General features: G+C 34.1%; 21 protein-coding genes, 3 tRNA genes and 1 other annotated feature. Of the genes, 2 read left to right on the top strand and 22 right to left on the bottom strand.

Annotated elements, in window-relative coordinates; genetic code table 11:
- Positions 1-361: 361 nt before the first annotated feature.
- From MWH25_RS09025 to MWH25_RS08990, 8 genes are all read right to left on the bottom strand, one after another.
- Positions 362-1,162: an RnfABCDGE type electron transport complex subunit B gene (locus MWH25_RS09025; protein ID WP_248627324.1), complete on the bottom strand. Its 801-nt coding sequence runs from the start codon at positions 1,160-1,162 to the stop codon at positions 362-364.
- A gap of 16 nt (positions 1,163-1,178) precedes the next feature.
- Positions 1,179-1,748, bottom strand: a complete 570-nt coding sequence (gene rsxA, locus MWH25_RS09020; RefSeq protein WP_248627323.1) for an electron transport complex subunit RsxA — start codon at positions 1,746-1,748, stop codon at positions 1,179-1,181.
- Positions 1,749-1,774: 26 nt separating this feature from the next.
- The gene (gene rsxE / locus MWH25_RS09015) at positions 1,775-2,443 is read right to left on the bottom strand and encodes an electron transport complex subunit RsxE (RefSeq protein ID WP_248627322.1); all 669 of its coding nucleotides are present in this window, start codon (positions 2,441-2,443) and stop codon (positions 1,775-1,777) included.
- Positions 2,444-2,448: 5 nt separating this feature from the next.
- The gene (locus tag MWH25_RS09010; RefSeq protein ID WP_248627321.1) at positions 2,449-2,994 is read right to left on the bottom strand and encodes an RnfABCDGE type electron transport complex subunit G; all 546 of its coding nucleotides are present in this window, start codon (positions 2,992-2,994) and stop codon (positions 2,449-2,451) included.
- Positions 2,987-3,910 (bottom strand): RnfABCDGE type electron transport complex subunit D, encoded by a 924-nt coding sequence (locus MWH25_RS09005; protein WP_248627320.1) that lies wholly within the window; start codon positions 3,908-3,910, stop codon positions 2,987-2,989. Before MWH25_RS09005 ends, MWH25_RS09010 begins: the two co-directional genes overlap by 8 nt.
- Positions 3,911-3,924: 14 nt before the next feature.
- Positions 3,925-5,223 carry an electron transport complex subunit RsxC gene (gene rsxC, locus MWH25_RS09000; protein ID WP_248627319.1) on the bottom strand — a complete coding sequence of 433 codons (1,299 nt, stop codon included), beginning with the start codon at positions 5,221-5,223 and terminating at the stop codon, positions 3,925-3,927.
- 437 nt (positions 5,224-5,660) lie between these two features.
- Entirely contained in the window at positions 5,661-6,194 is a 534-nt protein-coding gene (locus tag MWH25_RS08995; protein ID WP_248627318.1) for an SPOR domain-containing protein, read from the bottom strand.
- 135 nt (positions 6,195-6,329) lie between these two features.
- A complete protein-coding gene (locus MWH25_RS08990; RefSeq protein ID WP_248627317.1) occupies positions 6,330-7,610 on the bottom strand; it encodes a bifunctional folylpolyglutamate synthase/dihydrofolate synthase in 1,281 nt (426 codons plus the stop codon).
- A 247-nt stretch (positions 7,611-7,857) separates the two neighbouring features.
- Between MWH25_RS08990 and MWH25_RS08985 the strand changes: the two genes are divergently transcribed.
- Positions 7,858-8,058 (top strand): hypothetical protein, encoded by a 201-nt coding sequence (locus MWH25_RS08985; protein ID WP_248627316.1) that lies wholly within the window; start codon positions 7,858-7,860, stop codon positions 8,056-8,058.
- Positions 8,059-8,284: 226 nt separating this feature from the next.
- Positions 8,285-8,872 carry a flavodoxin family protein gene (locus MWH25_RS08980; RefSeq protein ID WP_248627315.1) on the top strand — a complete coding sequence of 196 codons (588 nt, stop codon included), beginning with the start codon at positions 8,285-8,287 and terminating at the stop codon, positions 8,870-8,872.
- A gap of 78 nt (positions 8,873-8,950) precedes the next feature.
- On the opposite strand, the gene MWH25_RS08975 is transcribed toward MWH25_RS08980, so the two are convergent.
- The 14 genes from MWH25_RS08975 to rph form a co-directional block, all read right to left on the bottom strand.
- Complete coding sequence (locus tag MWH25_RS08975; protein ID WP_248627314.1) at positions 8,951-11,611, bottom strand: valine--tRNA ligase; 2,661 nt, start codon at positions 11,609-11,611, stop codon at positions 8,951-8,953.
- Positions 11,612-11,846: 235 nt separating this feature from the next.
- Positions 11,847-12,108 (bottom strand) — a binding site (T-box leader).
- A 65-nt stretch (positions 12,109-12,173) separates the two neighbouring features.
- Positions 12,174-12,539: a methylglyoxal synthase gene (mgsA, locus tag MWH25_RS08970; RefSeq protein WP_248627313.1), complete on the bottom strand. Its 366-nt coding sequence runs from the start codon at positions 12,537-12,539 to the stop codon at positions 12,174-12,176.
- Between the two features lie 189 nt (positions 12,540-12,728).
- A complete protein-coding gene (gene yihA / locus MWH25_RS08965; RefSeq protein WP_248627312.1) occupies positions 12,729-13,313 on the bottom strand; it encodes a ribosome biogenesis GTP-binding protein YihA/YsxC in 585 nt (194 codons plus the stop codon).
- Entirely contained in the window at positions 13,303-15,654 is a 2,352-nt protein-coding gene (gene lon / locus MWH25_RS08960; protein WP_248627311.1) for an endopeptidase La, read from the bottom strand. Before lon ends, yihA begins: the two co-directional genes overlap by 11 nt.
- A gap of 125 nt (positions 15,655-15,779) precedes the next feature.
- A complete protein-coding gene (gene lonB, locus MWH25_RS08955) occupies positions 15,780-17,468 on the bottom strand; it encodes an ATP-dependent protease LonB (protein ID WP_248627310.1) in 1,689 nt (562 codons plus the stop codon).
- Between the two features lie 94 nt (positions 17,469-17,562).
- Positions 17,563-18,816, bottom strand: a complete 1,254-nt coding sequence (clpX, locus tag MWH25_RS08950; RefSeq protein WP_248627309.1) for an ATP-dependent Clp protease ATP-binding subunit ClpX — start codon at positions 18,814-18,816, stop codon at positions 17,563-17,565.
- Positions 18,817-18,836: 20 nt separating this feature from the next.
- Positions 18,837-19,433: an ATP-dependent Clp endopeptidase proteolytic subunit ClpP gene (gene clpP / locus MWH25_RS08945; protein ID WP_248627308.1), complete on the bottom strand. Its 597-nt coding sequence runs from the start codon at positions 19,431-19,433 to the stop codon at positions 18,837-18,839.
- Between the two features lie 62 nt (positions 19,434-19,495).
- Positions 19,496-20,773 (bottom strand): trigger factor, encoded by a 1,278-nt coding sequence (tig, locus tag MWH25_RS08940; RefSeq protein ID WP_248627307.1) that lies wholly within the window; start codon positions 20,771-20,773, stop codon positions 19,496-19,498.
- Positions 20,774-21,100: 327 nt separating this feature from the next.
- Positions 21,101-21,173, bottom strand: a tRNA-Arg gene (locus MWH25_RS08935).
- Between the two features lie 111 nt (positions 21,174-21,284).
- Positions 21,285-21,361 (bottom strand) — tRNA-His (locus MWH25_RS08930).
- A gap of 114 nt (positions 21,362-21,475) precedes the next feature.
- Positions 21,476-21,552: transfer RNA gene (locus MWH25_RS08925), tRNA-Arg, on the bottom strand.
- Between the two features lie 142 nt (positions 21,553-21,694).
- The gene (locus MWH25_RS08920) at positions 21,695-22,174 is read right to left on the bottom strand and encodes a metallophosphoesterase family protein (RefSeq protein ID WP_248627306.1); all 480 of its coding nucleotides are present in this window, start codon (positions 22,172-22,174) and stop codon (positions 21,695-21,697) included.
- The gene (locus MWH25_RS08915; RefSeq protein WP_248627305.1) at positions 22,174-22,773 is read right to left on the bottom strand and encodes an XTP/dITP diphosphatase; all 600 of its coding nucleotides are present in this window, start codon (positions 22,771-22,773) and stop codon (positions 22,174-22,176) included. Before MWH25_RS08915 ends, MWH25_RS08920 begins: the two co-directional genes overlap by 1 nt.
- A gap of 2 nt (positions 22,774-22,775) precedes the next feature.
- A complete protein-coding gene (gene rph / locus MWH25_RS08910; protein WP_248627304.1) occupies positions 22,776-23,522 on the bottom strand; it encodes a ribonuclease PH in 747 nt (248 codons plus the stop codon).
- Positions 23,523-23,738 lie beyond the last annotated feature (216 nt).

Genomic DNA, 23,738 nt, shown 5'->3' with positions numbered 1-23,738 from the left:
AAATTTAAAATAGCCAATTCATCTCCACCTAATACAGTAGCTTAGATGGAGTTTTCTTGGCTGTTCTAGATAAAAAATAAAATCTTGAAATTAATCTGATTAAGAACACTTCTAAATCCAATTCTTGTCTTATTATATCAAAAAAACCTATAAGTGTCTATACCTTTAGCTACCCTTCTAAATTTTAGTTAAACCATCACTTGCATCAACTAAATATCAGTGTACACTGTCAACTCAATATTGTAATAGAGCTCCTCTAAAAAACATAATTTCTAAACAATAAAAATAAGAGGAACCAATTTAATTAACTGATCCCTCTTGTTTTTTAATCATTTTTCAATTGTAATCTTCATCTTATTTATTAAAAAGCGACTTCTACAAAGGCATCAGTTGGGCAATTTTTAACACATACCCCACAACCAACACACCCTTCAGTATCAACTACTGGCAAGTTATCCTCCATCTCAATCACATCAACAGGACATTTCTTAGCACAAATTGTACAACCAAAACATCCTTTTTCACAAGCATTCTTAACTTCTTTCCCTTTTAAGACTGATTTACACTTAGTAACAACATCTTCCGTACTACTTACTAATTCAATTATATCCCGTGGACATTCTGTAACACAGACTCTACATTCAGCACATTTATCATGATCAATCTCTGGTAAACCATTCTCATTCATTACAATTGCATCAAAATCACAAACAGCAGCACAATCACCAAATCCTAAACAACCATATTCACAGGATTTGAAATTATCTAACATGCTAGCTGCCTGACAACTTGACATCCCTTGATACTCTGCTTTATTAAATGTTTCTTGATTACCACCCTGACATAGCACTTGAGCACTCTTCTTTTCTACTGAAGAAGCAGCAACACCCATAATGTCAGCTATCTTCTCTATTAATTCTGAACCACCAACCGGGCAACAGTCAACTCCTACTTCTTCCTTGGCCACTGCTTCTGCATAACTAGAACAACCTGCAAAACCACAAGCTCCACAGTTGGTCCCAGGTAAAGCATCATCAATCTCTAGCTTCTTTGGATCCTCTTCTACTGCAAATTTTACTGATGCATAGGCTAGACCGGTTCCAAATATTACTCCTAAAACCCCTAGTCCGAAAGATGCATGTGCAAAAGAAGTAATTCCCATTATATTCCCCCCTAATTTACATTGCAAGTCCAGTAAATGCTAATGCCATCATTCCAGCCACTAACAAAGTAATCGGTGCTCCTTTTAATGGTTCAGGAACGTCAGCAAATTCTAACCGTTCTCTTATCCCAGCCATCAATACAATTGCTATCGTAAAACCGACTCCTGCCCCTAAACCAAAGACAGCACTCTGAATAAAACCATGCCCTTCCATTGAAATTATAAGGGCCAATCCTAAAATAGCACAGTTAGTTGTAATTAATGGTAAAAAGATACCTAATGCTTTATATAAAGGCGGACTAACTTTTTTAACAAATAACTCAGTTAGTTGTACGAATGAAGAAATTACTAAAATAAAAGCAATATATCGTAAATATTCAATTCCTAGTGGGATTAAAATAACAGTTTCAACAAGCCAAGTTACAACCGCCGATGTAGTCATTACAAAAGTAGTCGCTAACCCCATACTAAAAGCTGTTGGAACCTCTTTAGAAACCCCTAAAAAAGGACAAATTCCTAAAAACTGCATCAAAACAAAGTTATTTGTTATAGATGCAGCCATAAATAACAAGAATAATTCTGTCATAACTTCCCCCCCTTATTTCTCAATCCTTAAGCAGTTGTTTGTTCTTCTTTAACAGCAGAAGAACCTCCAAATAATTCTTTAATGCTGAATGATTTACTCATAATCACATTAACCAAACCAACAACTAATCCTAGAGTAATAAAAGCTCCTGCTGGTAAAATAGCAATCAACATTGGTTGGTACCATTCACCTAAGACTTGAATAACAGCCCCAGTTCCTCTAAATAAAGTTCCAAAACCAAGAATCTCTCTAATACCACCTAAAAATGTCAAAGCCCAAGTAAAACCTAACCCTCTACCTAAAGCATCTATTATAGCTCGTAAAACATTTACATTAGAGGCAAAAGCTTCAGAACGATTCAAGATTAAACAGTTAACAATAATCAAAGGAATAAATAGAGCTAACTGCTCAGCGATTGCAGGCATATAAGCTCTTGAGACTAAATCAACTATGGTTACAAAAGTAGCAATTACAACGATAAAACTAGGAATCCGAACTTCATCAGGAATTATATTTTGTAATAAAGAGTTTACAATCCCTGCTCCAAGCAGAACAAAACTTGTTGCAAGCCCCATAAATAAACCGTTCGTAGCTGTACTAGTAACAGCTAATACAGGACACATACCCAATAACATGACAAAGACAGGATTTTCTTCCCAGAGACCCTTTACAAAATCTTGAGTTTTTTCAGCCATATTATTTATTCACCCCCACTTTCAACTGCAGCTTGAATATCTTCTGCTGATTCAACAACTTCGCTTACTACTACCTCAACAGCATTACTAGAAATTGTTGCTCCAGCTATTATATCAACTTCCTCTTGAGAAGAAAAGTCTCTTCCTCTAAACTGATCGCGAAACTCATCTTCTGTTATTCTAGCTCCTAACCCTGGAGTTTCTGTATGAGATAAGACATCTAAAGCAATTATCTTCTCTTCAGCCATATCTAAGCCAACCATCACATCAATAGGACCTGTATAACCTCGTATATCATGCTGAACAGCTACCCCAACGACTTCTCCTACCTCATCTAAAGCCTTAAAAATTTCAAAGTTTTCATCTTCTACTTCTTCAAAATCTACTGCATCTGGTACTACAGATAAAACAGCTTCTTGAACCCTCTTTTCTGCTTCTTCAGCAATTAAAGGAGCAGTTAGATCATCAATGAAGGTCAACGATACTGCAGAGGCTATAGTAATTAATGTCAAAACCAAAATTAACCGTGGCTGCATCTTATCATTAGCCATTTGCTTTCACCTCGCCATAAATCCGTGGTAGCGTATACTGGTCGATCAATGGTACACACATATTCATCAATAAAATGGAAAACAATACTCCTTCAGGATAATTTCCAAAAACACGAATAATAGTCGTTATAAGACCACAGCCAATTGCAAAAAACCATCTTCCCTTCTTAGTTACTGGGCTGGTTACCATATCTGTAGCCATAAAAATAGCTCCAAACATAAGTCCTCCTGCAAATAGATGGAATGATGCTCCTTGCTCACCAACAAATGTAGTTAATACTGCTACAGTACCCAAATATCCTACTGGAATTCTCCAATCAATATATCCTTTGTAGAGCAAGTACAATCCACCTAATAAAATAGCAAGCGCAGATGTCTCTCCTAAAGAACCTCCAACTCGACCTATAAATAGATTGATTACCTCTGCTTCTCCTTCTAGTGGAGTTGCAGTTGACATAGCATCAACTACTCCATTAGGAGCTGTCCATTCTGTCATTGAAACTACATAAGAAAGAGTCAAAAAAGCACGCCCTACTAAAGCAGGATTGAAAACATTATGTCCCAACCCACCAAAGATATGCTTACCTAAAACAATAGCTATTATACTACCGAAAATAGCCATCCAAAGTGGTAACTTCGGTGGTAAGGTCAATGCTAAAATTAGCCCAGTCAATAATGCACTACCATCACTGATTGTTACTGGCTTACCTCTTAATTTTTGTACAGCCGCTTCTGCTAACATAGCAGTTATACCACAAGTCAACAATAAATAAATAGCAGCTGAACCAAAGAAGTAAAAAGCAGCCAGCATAACTGGTACTAATGCCAAGACAACTTGATACATAATATTAGAAGTTGTCTCTTTACTTCTAACATGAGGTGCTGATGAAACGGTTAAATTTGTTGTATTATCCATATTCTTCCCTCCTATCATTTGTTTTCTCTAATATGAGCTTGAACTTTTCCTTTTCCTAATTTAATCCAATCTAAAATATCAATCTTAGAAGGACAAATATAGCTACAAGATCCACATTCAATACAATCTAAAACATTATAATCCTTTAAGTTTAAAATTTTATCAGCTTGAGATAAATTCATCAAAGCAGTCGGTATTAATTTCACTGGACAGACATCAACACATCGAGCACAGCGAATACAAGGTTTAGGCTCTTGATATTCAGCAACATCTGCCTTACTTAAAGCTAAGATACCAGAAGTCCCTTTAGTTACTGGACTAGTCAAGTCAACTTGGGCTTGACCCATCATTGGCCCGCCTAAAATTAATTTGCCTGGTTCTTCTTTAAAACCTCCACATTGTTCTACTACTTCTTCAATAGGTGTTCCTATCCTTACTAGTAAGTTCTGTGGTTCACTAATAACCCCAGTAATAGTGACTCCTCTCTCAACCAATGGCATTCCCTCTTGAATTGCTTCAGCAACTACCACAGCAGTAGCAACATTATTAACTACTACCCCAACATCCAAAGGCAACCCACCAGAAGGAACCTCTTTACCTAAAACAGCATCAATTAATTGCTTCTCTCCACCTTGTGGGTACTTAACTTCTAACGGAACAAATTTAATATTTGGCTCATCACTGATCAACTCTTTTGTTCTTTCAATGGCATCAGGTTTATTAACCTCAATCCCAATATAACCTTCTTTCGCTTCAGACATTTTCATTAACGCCTTCAAACCATAGATCATCTCTTCAGTCTGTTCAACCATTACTCGATGATCAACAGTTAGATATGGTTCACATTCTGCTCCATTTAAAATAACTGCCTCTACATCTTTATCATCAGGAATTGATACCTTGACATGCGTTGGAAAAGTAGCTCCTCCCAATCCTACAACCCCTGCTTCTTGTACAATCTGTCTTAACTCTTCAACTGATAAATCACCAAGTTCACCTTGAGGTTCAATACCTTCAGCTAATCTGTCTTCGCCATCATTTTTAATTCTGATTGCCGAATTTTCTATAGCAACAACCTCTCCTGAAACACTAGCATGGATATTAGCAGAAACAAACCCTCCAGCTTCAGCAATTTTTTCTCCTAAACCAACTGTGTCACCAACTTCAACAATCGGCTTAGCTGGTGCACCAATATGCTGTTGTAAAGCGATTACAACTTCTTCAGGTACACTAGCCTTTTTTAAAACTTTATTGTTAGATAATTCTTTATTATAACTAGGATGAATCCCATGTTCAAAAGTTTTAGCTTCCATCTTTTCACCCCTTTTATTAATTGCTCTCAGCTAAACTAAAATCTGTTATTACAATGCTTCGCAAATAACTAAATTTCTCTGCCCCCCGTCTTAGTGTATAATGTACAATTGATAATTAACAGTGGATATGATTTTCACGAAAGGTCTTGTTTTTTAAGACCCGTAGGAAATTTAAAATCACACATTTAAAATACTAAAACCATCAATATTTGCAAAGCATCCTACGATTAAATATTTTATCTTCTATTCTTTTAGCTGAGAAGACTCAATGTTAATAATATAAGTCTCAAACTAATTTGAGTTAATCTATTTACAAATTAACTCACTCAAGTTTAATTTTATAATTTACAATATTAGAAGTCAAGTAATTTGTATCATTTTTACAAATTCAAAATTATCAAAATTAAAAGAGGTCCACTAAAAATGTGGACCTCTTTTTAATTGCTAATAAAAGCAGGGAAACCAGACTTTTCAAGTTCATCCCCTAATTGTTCCGCTGCTGCCTTTTCTCTAAAGGCTCCTACCTGTACTCGATAAGGATTTTCACTTGTAATATAAGCTGTAAATCCTTTTATCTCTAAATCTCTTACTAACCCTTGAGCATTCTCCTCCTCACCAAAAGCTCCTACCTGGACAGTATATAAATCTTCATCAGCTATTGTTTGTTCCATACTCTCCTCATCCATACCCTCTTCCATATCCTCTTCCATTTCTTCAGCATAATTAAAGTCTTCATCTCCCCCAATAGTTACCCCAGATTCTTCTTCCAATTCGCGATTATCTGGCATTTCTTCTTCCTCAACCATGATCCGTTCTTCAGTGGTAGACTGAATTTCTTCTTGTGGTGCAGTAACATAATCTAGAAACCAGCTACTAATAAAATAACCAAAGACACTTGCAATTACAGCCATACAACCTAACATCACTACTAAGGAAAGTCCCGATTTAATCTTGCGATTATTTCGTTTCATAACCTTGTCACCTATCAACTCTAATCAAGGTACTAGGTGACCTCCCCCCCTTCCATATAAATTCTGATCAACTTACTTAATCTATATTATACTCCATTCTAGTTTATACAGAATAATTTTTAGAGTGTTTGAAGATCATTCTGTATATTCAAGAATAATCTTCCTTGCTTCAGCCACTGTATATAAAGAACCACTAATTAAAATGATATCTTCAGCAGTTGCTTGAACTGCAATATCATCTAAAACTTCAACTAAATCTTTTTTCACCTCCACATTTGAATTATATTTGGTAACTTCTTTTTTCATTATATTAATCTCTGCTACACGCTTATTCTTATTTTTAGTCAAAATTACTTTAGTAGCTAAAGGAGCTATTTGCTCAATCATTGCCCCTAAATCTTTATCACCTAAAATACTCAGAACTAAAATCAAATTATCAAACTCTAAATCCTCAATCGCTAACTTTAACTTACTAGCACCGGCTTCATTATGAGCACCATCAAGGATAATTACTGGCCCAGAATTAATAACTTCCAATCTTCCTGGCCATTTAACCTGTGAAACTCCAGCTTGAATAGCTTCACTATCAACTGGATAATCCTCTGCTAAGGCTTCTATAACGCCCATAGCAGTAGCTGTATTAATAATTTGATGTTCTCCTAACAAAGATAACTTAAGATCTAAATAATCTCTTGTTGGCCCTTCTAAATCGAAATTCTGATACGCTAATGTTCCTTCCTTCTGTTCCCAATCATACTCTTGTAAAACATTTATTAATTTAGAATCATTTTCAACACAGATTTTTTGTAATACAGTAAGTACTTCTTGATCATTAGTAGCAGTAATTACCTGCTGTCCTTCTTTGATGATCCCTCCTTTTTCAAAAGCGATCTCCTCTATTGTGTCACCTAAAAATTCAGTATGATCTAAACTGACATTTGTAATAACTGATACTAAACTACTTACTATATTAGTGGCATCTAATCTTCCTCCTAGCCCTACCTCTAAAATTGTTAAGTCAAGTTCTTGTTGCGCAAAATAATCTATTGCCACAGCTGTAACTACTTCAAAAAAACTAGGTCTTTCTAGCTCTTGAGCTACCTTACTTACCACAGGTTTAATCTTTTGGATTGCTTCTTTTAAATCTCGATCACTAATATTAACCCCATTAATTCTCATCCGTTCATTAAACTCAACAATTTCAGGTGAATTATAAGTTCCTACCTTATACCCAGCTTCTTTATAAATTGAAGTCAATATTGCAGAGGTTGAACCTTTACCATTGGTTCCTGCAATATGTATTACATTTAATTCATCATGGGGATTTCCTAAATATTCTAATAGTAACTCTATCCTTTCTAAACCAGGTTTAATATCATATTTGTCCAGACTTTCTAAATAATCCATTTCATCCATCATTAACACTCCTCACTTTTTATAAGTAATTTAAATTAATAAGATTTTGAGCGGATTAATAGCTTTTTTACTTTACTCCTTCTTTTATTATATCATAAAAAGAAGCTATCTTTAATTATTTATTTTAAATTTAAATTCCCCATATTAATTTAAAATCAAATAACTTCAACACATAAGATAAAACAAAGAATAAACCTATACTAAAGACACTATTTAATTATTTTTAAACTCTCAGGAGGGGAATCTAATGAGTAATTATAGTCTATCACTAGGTACGACCTTAGATAAGAAAGAATTTAAGTTCACTACTAGCTGGCTCAAGATAAACTCTATCCTAACTGAACAGCATTCACTTCTATTATCATTTTTAAAAAATTATCAAGAATCTATTAATAACCAATTAAAGTTAGAAGTTAATGCTTCCGAAAATTTTCTAGAAACTTTATAGTTTCAAGGAAGAATAGACTTTGAACCTTTTCGCTCTGAAAGCAGACTCTATTTATTAGGAGGTAATCTTTCTATTGCAGATGATATAAGTTTTCAGCTAACTATTAATTAAAGTTATCCAAAATCTCTAAAGAACATAATTCACTAAACATAATAAAAAGAAGCAGGAATTTGAGCAATAATCACTAAATATAAAATAGAAACTAAATGTTAGGAGGAACTCTCAGATGAAAGGATTAGCTGTTTTAGGAAGTCCACATAACAATGGAAATAACGCTAAAATTTTAAAAAGAGTAATTACTGGCCTCAAAGAAGCAAAACCAGAGCTCGAGCTAGATTATTTACAAATCAAAGACCTTAAAATCGAACCTTGCCTTGCTTGTTATAACTGTAAAAAAAAGCAAGGCTGTATTATTGATGATGATATGATCGATATTTATTCTAAACTTGATCAAGCTGATTTAATCTTACTTGCTTCCCCGATTTATTTTAATACAGTTACTGCACAATTAAAAGCTCTAATCGATCGTTGCCAAGCATTATGGGCCAACAAATTCATCCTCCAAAAGCCACTGATTGATACTGAAAAGAAGAGAATTGGTGCCTTTATTTCAACCGCTGGTGAACCATTATCAGAAGATAGCTTTAAATATGTAGTAGGTACTCTAGATCTATTCTTTAAAGGAGCAGATACTGAATATTATGATAATTTCTTCGTTCCTAATATCGATAATAAATCGGTCACTGAACAATCTAATGTCTTACAAGAAGCTGAAGATTGGGGCAAGAAATTAGCAGAACAATTATCAGATTAAGTTTAAGTCTAAGTAAACATTTACAACCTTAAAGAATTAAACAAGCCAACGTATAAATTATACGTTGGCTTGTTCTAATTAAGTTTTTAAACTTGCTAACCTCTCTTCAAGTTGCTTCTTTTTAGCAGTATACTCTTCTTTCTTCTGTCTTTCTTCTTCAACCAGATGCTCAGGAGCATTATTAACAAATCCATCATTATTCAACTTTCCTTCAGCTCGCTTAATCTCAAATTCCATCTCTTCAATCTCTTCTTCCAATCGAACTATCTCTTTATCTAGATCAACCATACCAGCTAATGGTAGAATGATCTCTATCTTCTCTGTAATTGCTGTCGAAGCTTGTTCAGGTCTTGTCTCTAAATCCTCTGTAACTTCTAATTCACTTACTTTAGCTAAGTCAGCAATATAATCTTGGCCCATTTGAATGATCTCTAACTTTTCAGTTACATCAGAAGTTAAGATAGCAGTAATCTCTTTTCCTGGGTTAACCTGCATTTCGTTTCTAATATTTCTGATGCTCCTGATAACTTCCATGATGACTTGCATTTCACTCTCTACCTGCTCATTGATAATTGATTTATCAACTACAGGCCATTGAGCTAACATAATACTTTCCCCTTCACCAGGTAAATATTGCCATATTTCCTCAGTGATAAATGGCATAATCGGATGTAGTAAGCGTAAAATATTCTCCAATACAAACCAGATAACATATTGAGCAGTCTGTCGCTCTAAGCTATCATCTTCTTGATACAGACGCGGTTTAATCAACTCAATATACCAGTCACAGAATTCTCTCCAAACAAAATCATATAATTCTTGAGATACTTGTCCAAATTGGTATTCTTCAAGTAACTCAGTTACCCTTTTAATCTTCTTATTTAACCTACTTAAAATCCACTGATCTGCCAAAGTATAATCTAATTTATTATTATCTAATTCATTTAAATCAAAGTCATCTAAATTCATCAATACAAAACGAGAAGCATTCCATAACTTATTGGCAAAATTTCGACTTGCCTCTACCTTTTCTGGACGATATCTAATATCATTTCCAGGAGTATTACCCGTAATTAAAGTCATTCTTAATGTATCACATCCAACCTCTTCAATTACCTCTAATGGATCAATTCCATTGCCCAATGATTTACTCATCTTTCTTCCTTGAGCATCTCTGACTAATCCATGAATATAGACATCTTCAAAAGGAGTTTTATCTGTAAACTTCAATGCCATAAAGATCATTCTTGCTACCCAAAAGAAGATAATATCTCGACCAGTTACTAATACATCGGTCGGGTAAAAATAATCTAAATCTTGATTATCTTCGGGCCAATCCAGAGTAGAAAATGGCCATAACCCAGAACTAAACCACGTATCCAATACATCTTCATCTTGTTCTAAATTACTACTATCACAAGCAGAACAAATTTCAGGCTCTTCTCTACTGACAATTACCTGCTCACAATCTTGACAATACCAAGCTGGTATTCGATGTCCCCACCATAGTTGTCTAGAAATACACCAATCCCTGATATTCTCCATCCAATTAAAGTATATTTTATCAAACCGTTCAGGAACAAAATTTGTAGCTCCATTCCTAACTGCCTCAATCGCAGGCTTAGCAAGCTCTTCCATGGCTACATACCACTGTTTAGAAACTAACGGTTCAACTGTAGTATCACAACGATAACATTGACCAACAGAGTGTTCATGATCTTCAATCTTTTCTAGCAAATTAGCTTCCTTAAGATCTGCAATTAAATCTTTTCGACATTGATAACGATCCAACCCTTCATACTTCCCAGCTGCAGCAGTCATCCTAGCTTGATCATCTATTACCTTAATAACCTCTAAATCATGACGCTCACCAATCTCAAAATCATTAGGATCATGGGCAGGAGTAACTTTAACCAATCCAGTACCAAATTCAGAATCTACATATTCATCTGCTACTACTTCAATTTCTCGCTCAACAATAGGTATAATTACCTTTTCTCCTAACAAATTCTGATAACGTTCATCAGCTGGATTAACAGCTATAGCAGTATCTCCTAATAAAGTCTCAGGTCTTGTAGTCGCAACAACAATATATTGATTACTATTCTTAATTTGATACTTAATATGATACAGCTTACCTGGTTGCTCCTCATGCTCAACTTCAATATCAGATAATGTTGTTAAGCAGTCAGGACACCAATTTACAATATAATCTCCACGATAAATTAAACCTTCTTCATAAAGTTGGACAAAAGCTTCTTTAACTGCTTGGTTACAGCCTTCATCCATAGTAAATCGTTCACGATCCCAATCACAAGAAACTCCTAATTGCTGTAATTGATTTGTAATCGTATCCCCATACTCTTCTGTCCAATCCCATGCTCTCTCTAAAAACTCTTCTCGACTGATATCATCCTTACTCAAACCTTCTTCTTCACGCATCTTATTAACAACCTTAACTTCAGTTGCAATGCTAGCATGATCAGTCCCTGGTAACCATAAAGCTTCATAACCTTGCATCCTCTTCCATCTGATTAGGATATCCTGAAAGGTATGATCCAAAGCATGTCCGATATGTAACTGCCCAGTCACATTTGGTGGTGGCATCATAATTGTAAACGGCTCTTTATCCTGATTAGCCTCTGCTTGAAAGTAACCATGTTCCTTCCAATGGCTATACCATTTGTCCTCCACTTGAGCTGGGTCATACGTTGTTGAAAGATTTTTTTGTTTATCCATTTTTATTCCTCCCTCACTTGATAATTCACTTAAACATGAAACTAAATTGATATATAGTGTCAGTAGTCTGTGTCTGTGTCTGTGTCTGTGTCTGTGTCTGTGTCTGTGAAATTCAAACCCGCTAACCCCTTTAAATCATAGAGGTTTTGAACTTGATTTTTTACTGACACGGATTACTGACACTGACACATAATTGTAATATAACAAAAATTAAAAAAACCCCTCCATCCAAATTACTAAGGACGAAAGAGTAACTAATCTCCGCGGTACCACCTTAATTAATCATAATATCAACTACTAGCCATGCACTAATAGCTCTCATTATAAGACTCCACTCAATTCCTGCTAACGGTCAGATACCGGTCCAGCCTACTCTAATTTCAGCTTGACAGCTCTAGAGCGACTTCAGTTAACCTTTCTTAGAATGCCTCTCAGCTTAAAGCACTCCTCTCTAACAAGAAAATAATTAACCTACTACTCTCCTTCAACGCCTTCACTAATTATTTCATTTTAAATATATAATATAACTATTTAAACTACTTGTCAACAGCTACAATTAAATTTACTCCAAACAACTGATCAGCATACTAGCAGTAGCCAAATTAGTAGCTAATGGAATATTATGTACATCACAAATCCTCAACAAAGCACTTACATCCGGTTCATGAGGTTGAGCAGTTAAAGCATCCCTTAAAAAGATGACAGCTTCTACTTCTTTACTCGCCACTTGCCCTCCAATCTGCTGATCCCCTCCTAATGGTCCAGAAGCCATTCTAATTACTTTTAAATCAGTCTTTTCATTTAATAACCTTCCTGTAGTTCCAGTAGCAACCAAGCTATACTTCTTTAATAACTCCTTATTTTCATGAGCAAATTCAATTAGATCTGACTTTTTCTTATCATGTGCAATTAAAGCTATTTTTTTCATTTTTACCCCCTCTTGTAGTTAACCTAATCTTAGAGTTTTATATTCACGATTAATTATAAAATCCCTTTATAATTCGCTATATTTCTACAAGGAACTCAAAAATAGGAAACCTATTTATGCTAATACTAAAAAAAGTTAGGCAATATTATACATAATATTATTACCTAACTTTTCAAGATTTATTAGTTTTTAATCGATAAATTGACTAATAAATTCCATTACCCGCCCTTTACCTTCTCCAGTTTCAGCCGAAAAGAAAGTAAATGGAGTAAATTCAGTCAAACTTAATTTTTTATTAATTAATCTCTTCTGTTTATTTCGTTGACTATTTTTAACCTTATCTATCTTAGTAGCTACTACTAAAGTAGGCATATTCATCTCCACCAACCAATTATACATCATTAGATCATCATCTGTTGGTTTATGTCTAGCATCTATTATCAATAATACACTCTCTAAATTCCTCCGATTAAATAAATAAGTTTCAATCATTCTCCCCCATTCATCTTTAACCTCTTGAGGAACCCTAGCAAAACCATATCCAGGCAAATCAACAAAATAGAAATAATTATCTACTTTATAAAAATTAATGGTCTGTGTCTTGCCTGGTTTAGAACTGGTAAAAGCCATCTTACGCCGATTAACAATATTGTTAATCAATGATGATTTTCCTACATTAGAACGACCAGCTAAAGCTATTTCAGGAAGGTGATGACGAGGATAATCTTCAAATTTAGCTGCACTACGTATAAATTCTGTATTATTAATTTTCATCCTTAACCCCCTTTATAATAGCCTCTTCAAGAACCTGATCCATATTTTTTACAAAGATAAACTCTAAATCGCGTTTGATATTATCAGGAACTTCCTCTAAATCTTTCTTGTTCTCATGGCATAAGATCACCTTATCATTACCTGCTCGATGAGCTGCTAAAACCTTACTCTTAATTCCTCCCACAGGTAATACCCTCCCACGTAGAGTTATTTCACCACTCATAGCTACTCTTCCGCTAACTGGCTCATTGCTTAAGGCAGATACTAATGCTGTGGCTAATGTTATTCCTGCTGATGGTCCGTCCTTAGGAATAGCACCTTGTGGAATATGAACATGAATATCATACTTTTTATAAAAGTCTTCAATAAAATCAAACTCTTCAGTTTTAGTACGCACATAACTCATTGCTATTTGGGCCGATTCTTTCATTACATCTCCTAATTTACCTGTTAAAATCAATTCTCCTTCACCTGGAATTATTGATATTTCTATATTTAAAATATCTCCTCCTGCTTGAGTCCAAGCTAAACCGGTTACTACACCTACTCTCTTTTCATCTTCTATTGTTCCATACTTATATTTAGGAATTCCTAAATACTTTTTTAGATTTCTAACAGTTACTCGACTCAATTTATCTTTACCATCTACAACTTCTTTAGCTACTTTACGACAGATAGCAGCTAATTTTCGTTCTAATGTTCTTACCCCAGCTTCTCGAGTATATCGTCTAATAAGTTTTCTTAAAGCATTTTCAGAAATATTAATCTGTCCTTCTGTCAAACCATGATCTTGAAGAATATCTGGTAGCACATGTTGTTGAGCTATCTGTACCTTATCCTCTTCAGTATAACCTGAAATATTAATCACTTCCATCCTATCTAACAATGGTGCTGGAATAGTATCTGTTGCATTAGCTGTTGTAATAAAGATTACATCAGATAAATCAAAAGGAAGTTCTAAATAATGATCACTAAACTCATTATTTTGTTCTGGATCTAATACTTCTAATAAAGCCGAAGCAGGATCTCCTCTAAAATCTCTATTAATTTTATCAACCTCATCTAATAAGAAGACTGGATTTTTAGTGCCAGTATCACGCATAGCATTAATTATCCTTCCTGGTCGAGCACCTACATAAGTTCTTCTATGTCCTCTAATCTCAGCTTCATCACGTAACCCTCCTAAAGATAGTCGCACAAACTCTCTTCCAATTGCATCTGCAATTGATCTACCTAGAGAAGTTTTCCCTACTCCTGGTGGACCAAACAGACATAAAATAGGGGTCTTCATCTGCTCGCTCAATTTCCTAACAGCTAAATACTCTAAAATCCTTTCTTTAACATCAGTTAATCCATAATGATCTTGATTAAGTTTCTCTTCCACTTGCTCAATGATTAATTTATCTTCACTATAATTATCCCAGGGTAAATCTAAAATACAATCTAAATAATTTCTAACTACAACAGCTTCATTAGCTGTAGGAGGCATCTTCCTTAATTTATTCACTTCTTCTAGCACCTTTTCTTCAACATTTTCAGGTAGATCAGCTTCTTCTATTCTTTCTTTGTATTCTTTACTTTCTTGGTTCCAACCATCTTCTCCTAATTCCTTTTTGATTGCCTTCATCTGCTCTTTTAAATAATACTCTTTTTGCCTTTTTTCAACCTGTTTTTTAACTTCATTATTAATTTTATCCTTAACCTTTAAAATCTCCACTTCTTTTTCTAAAATATTATATATTTTTTCTAATCGTTTTCGATAAGAGATTGCTTCTAAAATTTCTTGTTCTTGTTTTACTTTTAATGACATATGAGAAGTAATTATATCTACTAAACGACCTGGATTTTCTAAATTAGTAATAGTCATCATCGTTTCTGATGGAATCTGCTTATTTAATTTGACATATTTTTCAAATTTATTAATTACACTCCTCATCAAAGCTTCTATCTCCGTATTTTTTTCTTCATCACTTTCTACATCAGTAATAGTAACTTTAAAGTAAGGAGCTTCCTGTAAAAAATCTTCAATTTTAGCCCTTCTCAAACCCTCAACTAAGATCTTAATCGTTCCATCTGGCAATCTCATTAATTGTTTAATTTTAGAAATTGTACCTAATTTATATATATCATCCGTAACTGGTTCGTCAATCGTTTCATCATGCTGAGCAGCTAATAAAATTTCTTTATCTTCAACCATAGCTTCTTCTAACGCTTTAATTGATTTATCTCTTCCCACCAATAGCGGAAGCATCATATTAGGAAAAACCACTACTCCTCGCAATGCCAATAAGGGTCTACTATTTTTATTTTCAACTTCTTCTTTCTTGCTTTCTTCAGCCATAACTACACCTCCATTGATAATCTACTGTACATTATTATTCTATTACTTTATCTAATCTCCTGCACATAGCTTTAAAAATATTATAGTTCTTAACAATTAATCTATTTTATTAATAATAAATAAGTTTAAACTAAAGGAGCAGAGTAAGTCTCTGGATTTAATTCAAGCTCCACTTCATTATCATTTTCTTCTTGCTCTGCTATTGCTTGTTTTAAAGCTTCTGTCAAATTCTTAATCTTTATAATCTCAACTTCAGAAAATTCATCTTCATTAAATATTTCTTGCCAATTATCGGTAGGAATCAAAATCTTATCCACTCCAGCTCTAATAGCAGCTTTTACCTTAGGGATAATCCCACCTATCGGTCTAATAACACCATTAATAGAGATTTTACCTGTCATAGCTACTTTATTATCGATTGCTTTTCCAGTTAACGCTGAATATAAAGCTACTGCCATTGTAACTCCTGCAGATGGACCATCAACAACAGCATCACTTGTAAAGTCAATATGAATATCGTAATCCTTTAAATCAATATCTACTATTTTCTTTAACACAGTAATTACATTTTCAGCAGAACCTTTAACCATACTCTTTCTTCTAATTTTTTTATGACGATTACCTTGCTCTTCTTCTTCAGCTACTCCTGTAATATTTAACTTTCCAGATCCAGCACCTACCTTGGTTACTGCTACTTCTAATTGATCAACAGTTCCAATATTGGCCCCCATTACCGCTAAACCATTAACAACACCAACTTTAGGACCATCAGGAATCTCATCGGTTGGACGTGGTCTATATTGTCCATTCATAACTACTCTTTCTATATCCTCCACAATAATTTCCTCTCGATCATAAGTTAAAGCAATTCCTCCTGCTGTCTGAATCATATTAACAGCTTGTCGTCCATTAACAGCATACTTTTTAATGATCTCAATTACTTGTTGATCAACATCAAAATCTATTTTTTCTATTGCTGTTCGAGCAATCTTTTCGATATCAGAAGGGGTTAGTAAACTGAAGAATATTTCCAAACAACGGGATCGTATAGCAGGTGGTATAGTCTCTGGTCTCCTAGTTGTAGCAGCTACTAATCTAAAATCTGCTGGTAATCCACTTTGAAAAATTTCATGGATATGACGAGGAATGTTATCATCTTCCTCATGGTAATAAGAACTTTCTAAAAAGACCTTCCTATCCTCTAAAACTTTCAATAATTTATTTATTTGAATATGATGTAACTCACCAATTTCATCTATAAATAACATCCCACCATGAGCTTTAGTTACTGCTCCTGGTTTAGGTTGCGGAATTCCAGCAGTTCCCATTGCACCTGCTCCTTGATAAATCGGATCATGAACCGTTCCAATCAATGGATCAGCAATACCTCGTTCATCAAATCGAGCTGTCGTTGCATCTAATTCTATAAATTTAGATTCAGCATCGAAAGGAGAATCAGAATTCTTCTTTGCTTCTTCCAGTACCAATCTAGCAGCTGCAGTCTTACCTACTCCCGGAGGCCCATAAATAATCACATGTTGAGGATTGGGACCACATAAGGCAGCTCGTAAAGATTTTAAACCTTCCTTTTGACCCACTATTTCAGAAAAATCACTAGGTCTTATCTTCTCTGATAAAGGTTCTGTCAATGATCTGCTTCTCATCTTATGTAATTTTTCCATTTCCTTTTTCGATTCTCTGTTAATAGCTTTTTTACTACTACGTTGTTTCTGTAACATATTCCAAAAATACATACCAATCACAATAGCAAAGAAAAATTGAATTAAACTAAAAGCATTTAAAGCAAAATTCATAAAACTCCCCCTTGAAAAATTTTAATTAATCAATATTTAGTATTAGCTTTCAAGGGGGTTTTTATCCTTATAATAAAGAAGAAACTGCTTAAATTTAAGCAGTTTCTTCTTTAGGGTCATCTATTTTGATTAATTGCGGAGTAGCATCGTTATTAATCACATCTTCATTAATAATACATTTTGCAATATCCTCTTGTGAAGGGATATCATACATGATATCCAGAATTGCTTCCTCAACTACTGAACGCAATCCTCTAGCTCCAGTCTCTTGATCTATAGTCCGCTCAGCAATAGCACTTAAAGCTTCTTCAGTAAACTCTAATTTAACATTATCTAATTCAAAGAACTTAGTATATTGCTTTACTAGTGCATTACGTGGTTCAGTTAAAATTTCAATTAATTCTTCTTCATTTAACTTATTCAATGTAACAATCACTGGAATTCTTCCTGCAAATTCAGGAATCAAACCATATTTTAATAAATCTTGGGACATAACATGTTTCAATACTTCACCAATTTCTTCTTCCTCTTTACTCTTAATATCTGCACCAAATCCGAGTACCTTTTCATCTATCCTAGATTTAATTACTTTACCTAAACCATCAAAGGCACCACCACAAATAAAGAGAATATTTGAAGTATCAATTTGAATAAACTCTTGATGAGGATGCTTTCTTCCTCCTTGAGGAGGAACACTTGCTTCTGTTCCTTCTAATATCTTCAATAGAGATTGCTGAACCCCTTCACCTGATACATCACGAGTAATAGAAGGATTCTCAGATTTACGAGCTACCTTATCTATTTCATCAATATAAATAATTCCTTTTTCTGCTTTTTCAATATCATAATCAGCAGCTTGAATTAATTTCAATAAAATATTCTCTACATCTTCCCCCACATAACCTGCTTCAGTTAAGGAGGTAGCATCAGCAATTGCAAATGGCACATCCAATATCCGAGCCAATGTTCGAGCTAATAGAGTCTTCCCACAACCTGTTGGCCCTACCATACAAATATTACTCTTTTCTAACTCAATATCATCAACTTTCATTCCTGAGTTAACACGCTTATAATGATTGTAAACAGCTACAGCTAGTGCTTTTTTAGCACGTTCTTGCCCAATTACATACTCATCTAAAATTGATTTTATCTCTTTAGGCTTAGGTACAGTATCTAAATTCAATTCAACTTCTTCATTCAATTCTTCTTCAATTATTTCATTACATAATTCAATACATTCATCACAAATATAAACTCCTGGGCCAGCTACAAGTTTCTGCACTTGGTCTTGAACTTTACCACAGAAAGAGCACTTCAATTGCCCTTTCTCGTCACCAAATTTGAACATTTTATCACCTCTTTAGTAGTCTATGCTTCCAACTCACTCTGTCGAGAGATAACCTCATCAATAACACCATATTCTTTAGCCTCTTGAGCTGACATAAAGTAATCACGTTCTACGTCTTCTTCAATCTTTTCAACTGACTGTCCAGTATGCTTAGATAAAATTTCATTAATATTCTTCTTTAATAATAAGATCTCTTGGGCTTGAATTTCAATATCTGTAGCTTGACCTTTAGCACCACCCATTGGCTGGTGAATCATAATTCTTGAATATGGTAATGAATAACGTTTCCCATCTGTCCCACTTGCTAATAATAAAGCAGCAGCACTAGCACTTAACCCCATACAAATTGTAGATACATCTGGTTTAATATATTGAATTGTATCATACATTGCTAAGGCAGAAGTCACTGAACCACCAGGGCTATTAATATATATATATATATCCTTATCAGGATTCTCAGCTTCTAAAAATAATAACTGGGCAATTACAGAATTAGCTACTTGATCATCAATAGGTCTTCCAATAAACACGATCCTATCTTTTAATAATCGAGAATAAATATCATAGGAACGCTCTCCACGATTAGTCTGTTCTACCACCATAGGAACTAAATTCATATTTTCAACCTCCCTTTATATATATACCCATCTTTAGCAATTTTAAACTTATTAATCTTAATTTAATTATTTTCAACCAAAAACTCAACCGTTTTTTGCATTTTCAAGCTATTTACCAAAGCATCTAATTGACCTTGCATCTGTAGGAAAGATTTAACCATTTCTTCTTCTTGTCCCTGCCGTTCAGCAATGTCAGCTACTTGTTCATCTATTTCTTCTTCACTGACTTCTATTCCTTCTTCTTCTGCAATTGCTTCTAATGTTAAATTAGCTTTAATTCTTTGCTCAGCTTGTTCTCTATACTCTTCCTTCATTTCTTCTTCATTTAATCCAGACATTTCTAAATACTGCTCAAACTCAATTCCTTGTTGCTGAATCTGCATTTTAAATTGATTCAACATATCTTCAATCTCTTGTTCAATCATTGTTTCAGGAATATTAACTTCAGAACTACTAGCTATCTCTTCAATCAGTTTGTTTTCATACTCCCTTTTTGCTTTCTCTTCAGCTTCATCAGTCAACTGCTGACTAATACTCTCTTTTAAATCGTCCAAGGAATCAAATTCTAAATCCTTAGCAAATTCATCATCCAATTCAGGAACTTCTTTCTCCTTAATCTCTTTAACTGTAACTTTAAAAACTACATCTTGCCCAGCTAATTCAGCAGCTTGATACTCTTCAGGAAATGTAACTTCAACCTTTGTCTCTTCTCCAACTTTAGCACCAATTAATTGCTCCTCAAAACCTGGAATAAATTGTCCAGAACCAATTTCTAAATTATAATCTTCTCCGCTACCACCTTCAAATGGTTCTCCATCTAAAGAACCTTCAAAGTCGATTAAAACATGATCCCCATCTTCAACTTCTTCTTTATCAGTGACAACTAATTGCGAATGCTGATGTTGCTTAGTTTTCAATTCATTTTCTAACTGCTCATCAGTTACTTCAACCTCTTCTTTTTCAATTTCAAGTCCTGCATAATCCCCTAATTCAACCTCTGGCTTGACTTCTACTTCAGCAATAAAAGTAGCAGGCTTTCCTTCCTCAATAAATACATCAGTAATTTCTGGCTGGTCAATCGGTTCAATTTCTGCTTCTGTAATAGCTTGATGATAGTTCTGAGGAATTAAAATATCTAAAGCATCCTTATGTAAAACTTCCTTACCAAATCTTTTTTCTAAAATACTTCTTGGTACTTTACCTTTTCTAAATCCATCAATTTCTACTTCCTTAACTATTTTTTGATAAGCTTTATCCAGAGCTTCATCTACCTTGTTTTCATCAATTTCTACATTCAATTCAACTTTATTTTCCTCAATTTTTTCTTTAGTTACATTCATTTATCTTTCCTCCTTATAATATTATACGCATGTATATAATTTTTATTTCATTTTATTTCTTTTCCATAAAGAATTACTTCTAGATATATATTATATCTCCTCCATATTATTTTATTATATCATATTAAATATATTTAACAAACAAGAGAATTTTATTAATAAAATTTCTAAATAAAAACAATACCTCGGGGCACGACTAGATTGAAGTCGTTCCGAGGTTATATAATAATTAAATTTAATTTTCTTTATTTACTCAGCATTCATCATTTTTATTAAATCTTTAATTTGACTATTCTCTGTTCTCTATTCACTTTTATCCGTAATTTTTGGCGCACCTGAGAGGAACCCCCCAACCTCCAGATTCGAAGTCTGTCACTCTATCCAGTTGAGCTACAGGCACATAATATCAATTGATAGTTGATAGTGTATAGTTTATAGTTAAAACAATAAAAACTTTTGAATTTCAACTGTCAATTATCAATTATCAATTATCAACTCTCATCTGTTTTTTTGGGGTGGATGATGGGATTTGAACCCACGACCTCAGGAGCCACAATCCTGCGCTCTAACCAACTGAGCTACACCCACCACATATAAAGAGCACTTAACATTTAATAATTAATATTTAACAATTAATTAGAAGCATAAACACAATTGATTTTCACTATTAAATATTCAATATTAATTATTCAGTGATTTTAATGGCGTGCCTGGGAGGATTCGAACCCCCGACCCACGGCTTAGAAGGCCGTTGCTCTGTCCAGCTGAGCTACAGGCACTGATTACTCTTTTGTCTAGAACATTTAAAAGTATAACTAAAAAAACAACTAAGGTCAAAACTATAAATTAATCATCAAATATGATTAATAGCGATTTTGTATTGTTTGCTCCAGATTACTCTAGTTATCTCATCCTTAGATCTTATTTTATGAAATCATAATGTTCAGCTGTTATCTCTCCATTATTAATTTCGATTATTCCATAAGCTGGAGCAGCTCCATCTCTCGGTAGAGATATACTGCCTGGATTAAAGAATAAAATCCCATTATCTTCTTTAATAAATCGTGAATGTGTATGACCAAAAACAACTATATCTACTGCTAACTCTTCAGCTCGATAGTAAATTGTATCTAAACCATATTTAATATTATAATTATCGCCATGAGTTATAAAAAGCTTCTTATCTGCTATCTCAACCACCTTTTCTCTCGGCAACTCAGGATTGAAGTTATGGTTCCCTCTTACCGCTACTACTTCTTCAAACCCATCTAACTTAACCTCATTTAAGTCAGCAAATTTATCACCTGCAAATACTAAGTAATTAATCCCTGATACTTCATTTAATACTTGATTGATCCTCCAACCTTGCCCATGACTATCACTAAAGATAGCAACCTTCATTATTTACTCACCTTCCAATCCACCAAAAAATTCTTTATCTTTTCTAAGGCATTGGCTCGATGACTAATCTGATTTTTAACTTCAGATCCCATTTGGGCAAATGTTTGCTCATAATCATCTACAATAAATAAAGGATCATAACCAAAACCTCCTTCACCTTTTGGCTCTAAAGCAATCCGTCCTTCGCACTTTCCTTGTACTACTTTTTCTTCTCCTTCAGGAGTTACAAATGCCATAGCACAACTAAAATAAGCAGTTCGTTTTTCCATCGGAACCCCTTTTAAAGAATCTAGTAACTTTTGATTATTTTCCTCATCTGTTGCATCTTCCCCAGCAAAACGGGCTGAATAAACTCCAGGTTGCCCATCTAAAGCCTCTACTACTAAGCCAGAGTCATCGGCTATTGCAGGTAATTTAGTATGTTGACCGAACTCTCTTGCCTTTTTTAAGGCATTCCCAGTAAAAGTAGTAGCATCTTCTACTACCTCTGGAAAAGTTCCAATATCAGCCTGGGATGAAATTTCAATCTCTGTATCAGCTAAAATTTGCTTCATTTCTTTAACCTTATTCTTATTTCCAGTAGCTAAAAAGACTTTCATTCTTATTCCTCCTTGGCAAACTCAGAATTCTCTCCTAGAGACTCTTTTTGATATTTTACCAATTCTTTAATTCCTTGCTCAGCTAATTCAACTAATTTAAGTAAGTTTTCTCGTGAAAAAGGATTTTCTTCTCCTGTTCCTTGAATTTCTATCACTTCACCCTGCCCAGTCATTACTAAATTCAGATCAACTTTAGCATTAGAATCTTCTCCAAAACATAAATCCAATAATAACTCTCCATCTACAATTCCTACACTTACTGCAGCAACAAAATCATTAACCGGTATCTTTTCAATCATTCCTTCTGCTACCATATAATTAAAGGCATCAATTATAGCTACAAATGCTCCTGTAATGGCTGCTGTTCGTGTTCCACCATCAGCTTGAATAACATCACAATCAATCCAAATAGTCCGTTCTCCTAGGGCTTCTAAATCGACTGCTGAACGTAATGCTCTACCTATTAAACGTTGAATTTCTTGAGTTCTACCACTCAGTTTCCTTTTAGCTGCTTCTCTAATATTTCTATCTTGAGTTGCTCTAGGTAACATTGAATACTCTGCCGTTAACCAACCTTGGTTTTGACCACGTAAAAAATAAGGAACTCTATCTTCTACTGAAGCATTACAGATCACTTTAGTATCTCCTGCTTCAATCAATACTGAACCTTCTGCATACTTAGTAAAATCTCTAGTTATTTTAATCTCTCTTAATTGATCATTAGCTTCTCTTCCATCAACTCTTGTCATATTATTTCCCTCCATTAAATTTGGCTTAATTTAGATTCTTTACTTTGATCAATCCATAAATAAATTTCCTCTTCTATCTTAATATGTTCATCATCATAATATTTAATCAAAAGCTCTTCTGTTACATAACCTTTACAGCTTATTGATATATAGTTTCACTTTTAAAATTAAAATCTGCAACCAATAAACTTCAAAATCAGTTTCGAGAGGGCTAAA

The sequence above is a fragment of the Natroniella acetigena genome, from assembly GCF_023227745.1.
Classification (GTDB): domain Bacteria; phylum Bacillota; class Halanaerobiia; order Halobacteroidales; family Halobacteroidaceae; genus Natroniella; species Natroniella acetigena.
Note: the sequence above shows the minus strand (reverse complement) of the source record. Positions and strands in the feature narration are given on the sequence as shown.

Coding starts and splice junctions, on each gene's coding strand:
- MWH25_RS09025 (WP_248627324.1), bottom strand. CDS start 1,162: ATGGGAATTACTTCTTTTGCACATGCATCTTTCGGACTAGGGGTTTTA.
- tig (WP_248627307.1), bottom strand. CDS start 20,773: ATGAATGTAACTAAAGAAAAAATTGAGGAAAATAAAGTTGAATTGAAT.
- lon (WP_248627311.1), bottom strand. CDS start 15,654: ATGGCTGAAGAAAGCAAGAAAGAAGAAGTTGAAAATAAAAATAGTAGA.
- rsxE (WP_248627322.1), bottom strand. CDS start 2,443: ATGGCTGAAAAAACTCAAGATTTTGTAAAGGGTCTCTGGGAAGAAAAT.
- MWH25_RS08915 (WP_248627305.1), bottom strand. CDS start 22,773: ATGAAAGTCTTTTTAGCTACTGGAAATAAGAATAAGGTTAAAGAAATG.
- MWH25_RS08980 (WP_248627315.1), top strand. CDS start 8,285: ATGAAAGGATTAGCTGTTTTAGGAAGTCCACATAACAATGGAAATAAC.
- lonB (WP_248627310.1), bottom strand. CDS start 17,468: ATGAATTTTGCTTTAAATGCTTTTAGTTTAATTCAATTTTTCTTTGCT.
- MWH25_RS08990 (WP_248627317.1), bottom strand. CDS start 7,610: ATGGATGAAATGGATTATTTAGAAAGTCTGGACAAATATGATATTAAA.
- clpP (WP_248627308.1), bottom strand. CDS start 19,433: ATGAATTTAGTTCCTATGGTGGTAGAACAGACTAATCGTGGAGAGCGT.
- mgsA (WP_248627313.1), bottom strand. CDS start 12,539: ATGAAAAAAATAGCTTTAATTGCACATGATAAGAAAAAGTCAGATCTA.
- rsxA (WP_248627323.1), bottom strand. CDS start 1,748: ATGACAGAATTATTCTTGTTATTTATGGCTGCATCTATAACAAATAAC.
- MWH25_RS08920 (WP_248627306.1), bottom strand. CDS start 22,174: ATGAAGGTTGCTATCTTTAGTGATAGTCATGGGCAAGGTTGGAGGATC.
- MWH25_RS08985 (WP_248627316.1), top strand. CDS start 7,858: ATGAGTAATTATAGTCTATCACTAGGTACGACCTTAGATAAGAAAGAA.
- clpX (WP_248627309.1), bottom strand. CDS start 18,816: ATGTTCAAATTTGGTGACGAGAAAGGGCAATTGAAGTGCTCTTTCTGT.
- MWH25_RS09010 (WP_248627321.1), bottom strand. CDS start 2,994: ATGGCTAATGATAAGATGCAGCCACGGTTAATTTTGGTTTTGACATTA.
- MWH25_RS08995 (WP_248627318.1), bottom strand. CDS start 6,194: ATGAAACGAAATAATCGCAAGATTAAATCGGGACTTTCCTTAGTAGTG.
- MWH25_RS08975 (WP_248627314.1), bottom strand. CDS start 11,611: ATGGATAAACAAAAAAATCTTTCAACAACGTATGACCCAGCTCAAGTG.
- rsxC (WP_248627319.1), bottom strand. CDS start 5,223: ATGGAAGCTAAAACTTTTGAACATGGGATTCATCCTAGTTATAATAAA.
- yihA (WP_248627312.1), bottom strand. CDS start 13,313: ATGAAAATTAATAATACAGAATTTATACGTAGTGCAGCTAAATTTGAA.
- rph (WP_248627304.1), bottom strand. CDS start 23,522: ATGACAAGAGTTGATGGAAGAGAAGCTAATGATCAATTAAGAGAGATT.
- MWH25_RS09005 (WP_248627320.1), bottom strand. CDS start 3,910: ATGGATAATACAACAAATTTAACCGTTTCATCAGCACCTCATGTTAGA.